Here is a 2646-nt window from a genome sequence, read left to right as displayed (position 1 = left end):
ATCCAAAGTGATCAAGCAGCGCGCAAAGATCACCAGTCAGATGTGTGAGATCATATGCGGTGACGTCAGTCGGTTGCGACGAATGACCATACCCACGTTGATTGGGGACAATGACGTGATAGCCAGCAGCCGCAAGCGCTGGCATTTGGTGGCGCCATGAAAATGCATGCTCTGGCCAGCCGTGACATAGCACGATCGGATTCCCTGCGTTTTCTTTCCCGGCTTCGAAGACTTCTAGCTCCACACCGTTGACTGCGATCATGGTAGGTTGGGGAAAGTCGTTAGAGTTAAACATTAATATGCCTTTTGTGCTTACTCTGGGCACTCAGATAGCGACGCTACACCTGATGCCCAGTTGGTTACTCGGTTTGTGTCAAACGCCCAACTGGCATCGACATTCGTGACCTATGATGCAATGGTATCAAAATTTGACACCTTTGATCGATAGCTCAAACAAAAATGAATGTACGTCTTCGCCAAGAAGCCATCATACGCAGCCTGCGTCGCAATGGATCATCAACCATTGCCGCGCTCACCGAACAAGTCGGGGCATCGCGCAGCACATTGTTGCGCGATATTAGTGCGTTACGGGATCAGGGTTTTGTCATTTATTCAGAACCCGGTCGCGGCGGAGGACTGCAACTTGATCCGCGTTCAGTTCAGACCGCACCGCGTCTTTCCGTGACCGAAGTGTTTGCGCTTTTGATCAGTGTTGCGTCGATGCGTGCGGCGGGAAACCTGCCATTTTCAAGTTTCGCTGATGCGGGGCTTGCGAAGATCGAAAAGGCACTTCCGTCAGATAAAATTAACGATCTTCGGGATTTTTTAGAGTGTTTGTACGTCGGGGAATTAGCGCCGCAGGTGAACAGAACCAACATTGGCATAATGGACCCCGCTTTGCTTCCCGAATTCGAGGTAGCTTTCCTTCAACGTTTGCATTTGCAGTTCGATTACTGCGATGCAAAAGGTGTGAGCAGCATACGAACGGTTGAGCCGCAAGCGATGCTGATCCTGCCGCCGCTTTGGTATCTCGTTGCTTGGGATCCCGCACGTGACGATTTTCGGCATTTCCGCATGGACCGGATCAAAAAACCACACTGTATCGAAGGAACGTCATTTCGAAAGAGGCATGTCGTTTTCGACGATACGGTTCGACCTCTGGACAACACGCAACGCTAATAATTTCGATTTTGGGACAGCATCTGAACTGAATATCAACGCTCAATTTTGAAATCGCTCGGGCGATCAGATCTTAATCCAAAAATAATAGCAGACGTTCGCCGCGATGCAGAAAATCGGTAGTTTGGGCTCTTTTTCCTCTTTCGCCGCGTGAGAAACGAACGACGACTAAGCCGAACAGGGCTTAGAGTGCCAACGCCCCCTCCTGTAAACGACCCCAATTAGATTAATGCGACAGTCCCCGGTGCCAGTACCGAGCGCGTCGATGGCTTTCTCAAGCTCTTTGTTTCTTACGCCGCGCGGCCCAGCCGAGGCCGAGCAGACCGAATGCCATCAGCGGCAGTGACGCCGGGAGCGGCACCGGGGCAAGCGGTTCACCTATGTCACCATCGCCGCCCACAATCGAAAACTCGCCCGCGCCGAAGAACAGCGTAGTCGTATCAAACCCGCCAAACTGCGTGGCGGTGATGGTGCCGCCAAGAAAGTTCGCATCGGTTGAAAAACCGTTTTCCGACCCTGAAAACAGGCTGTTGGGATTATCGAAGAAATAGGTGTTCGGGCCATCGCCAAACATCGTCATGCCAATACTGTTGGCAGCCAGCGGACCCATCGCGCCGCTAAAACCATTATTGACGGGATCGCCGCCCAAATGCGTCGTCAGCGAAAAGGTCTGGCGGTTATCGAGCGGATTACGGATTTGTGCCACCTGCGGCGCAAGAATGGAGCCAGTAGCCCCTTGCACAGCAGATGGATCATAACTGATGGTTCCAAATTCCGTGGTCAGCTCAAAAGACACAAGCGCTGTTGTAGCAGCACGAAAGTCAAAGAAAGAGCCAACATTCGGATCGGCGTTGGTATCGGCAAAGCCGTCATCAAAAACCGCCTTCGCGGTGAATGTGCTGCCGGGCGTATAATTCAGCGTGCCTTCGGCATCGACCGTTGTGCCAGACACATTGAGCGTGACCGTTACGGCGTAAGACGCAGATGACAACAACGCGCATGCCGCCGTTGAGATTAAAACAGAACGCAGTTTCATAGGAGTTTTCCTCGTACTCAGGGACAATTTTTTCGTAAAAGTTGGTAACCTGCGCTAGCTGGGCGTTTGGGCGGATGAGTGTTGCAAATTGTGATCGCTGCCGCGCGGCAAGGCGTTGACAGATATCTATTTTTCATACAATCCTAACTTATACGAAAAAGATAGTTTTGAGATTGACGGCAGAATTCCGAGTCTATTCAATGGCTTGTGATATGGCTCAAAAACCCGACACACCGCCCCGAAACTTCAACCACCCTCAAAAGGGTGCGTCGATTAAAGTCGAGCCAATTCGCGCGTTGAATGACATCAAAGCGATCAAATCCCGCCTAAGTGGAAACCCACGCGATCTGTGCCTGTTCACATTCGGAATCAACACCGCCTACCGCGCGGGCGAGATTCTTTCACTGACGGTTGGTCAGGTCGCGCATCTG

3 protein-coding genes and 1 pseudogene are annotated in these 2646 nt (G+C 51.8%); 2 read left to right on the top strand and 2 right to left on the bottom strand.

Going from position 1 to position 2646, the window contains the following annotated elements; genetic code table 11:
- Positions 1-295 (bottom strand): alpha/beta fold hydrolase (locus ABJQ89_RS13965; protein ID WP_348496799.1); only part of this gene is annotated, 295 nt, incomplete at its 3' end.
- Positions 296-459: 164 nt separating this feature from the next.
- Between ABJQ89_RS13965 and ABJQ89_RS13960 the strand changes: the two genes are divergently transcribed.
- On the top strand, positions 460-1179 hold the full coding sequence (locus ABJQ89_RS13960) for a WYL domain-containing protein (RefSeq protein ID WP_348496798.1): 720 nt from the start codon (positions 460-462) through the stop codon (positions 1177-1179).
- A 274-nt stretch (positions 1180-1453) separates the two neighbouring features.
- Here ABJQ89_RS13960 and ABJQ89_RS13955 read toward each other — a convergent pair whose 3' ends face one another.
- A complete protein-coding gene (locus ABJQ89_RS13955; protein WP_348496797.1) occupies positions 1454-2215 on the bottom strand; it encodes a PEP-CTERM sorting domain-containing protein in 762 nt (253 codons plus the stop codon).
- A gap of 212 nt (positions 2216-2427) precedes the next feature.
- On the opposite strand from ABJQ89_RS13955, the pseudogene ABJQ89_RS13950 reads away from it, so the two are divergent.
- Positions 2428-2646, top strand: a pseudogene (locus ABJQ89_RS13950) (hypothetical protein); the annotation flags it as partial.

Origin of the sequence: Planktotalea sp. (assembly GCF_039984035.1) — a bacterium.
GTDB lineage: Bacteria > Pseudomonadota > Alphaproteobacteria > Rhodobacterales > Rhodobacteraceae > Planktotalea.
The sequence above is the reverse complement of the archived record's forward strand: the minus strand, read 5'-3'. Positions and strand labels throughout refer to the sequence as shown.

Excerpts from the sequence above, each read along its gene's own strand:
- ABJQ89_RS13960 (WP_348496798.1), top strand. The coding sequence starts at position 460 with ATGAATGTACGTCTTCGCCAAGAAGCCATCATACGCAGCCTGCGTCGC.
- ABJQ89_RS13955 (WP_348496797.1), bottom strand. The coding sequence starts at position 2,215 with ATGAAACTGCGTTCTGTTTTAATCTCAACGGCGGCATGCGCGTTGTTG.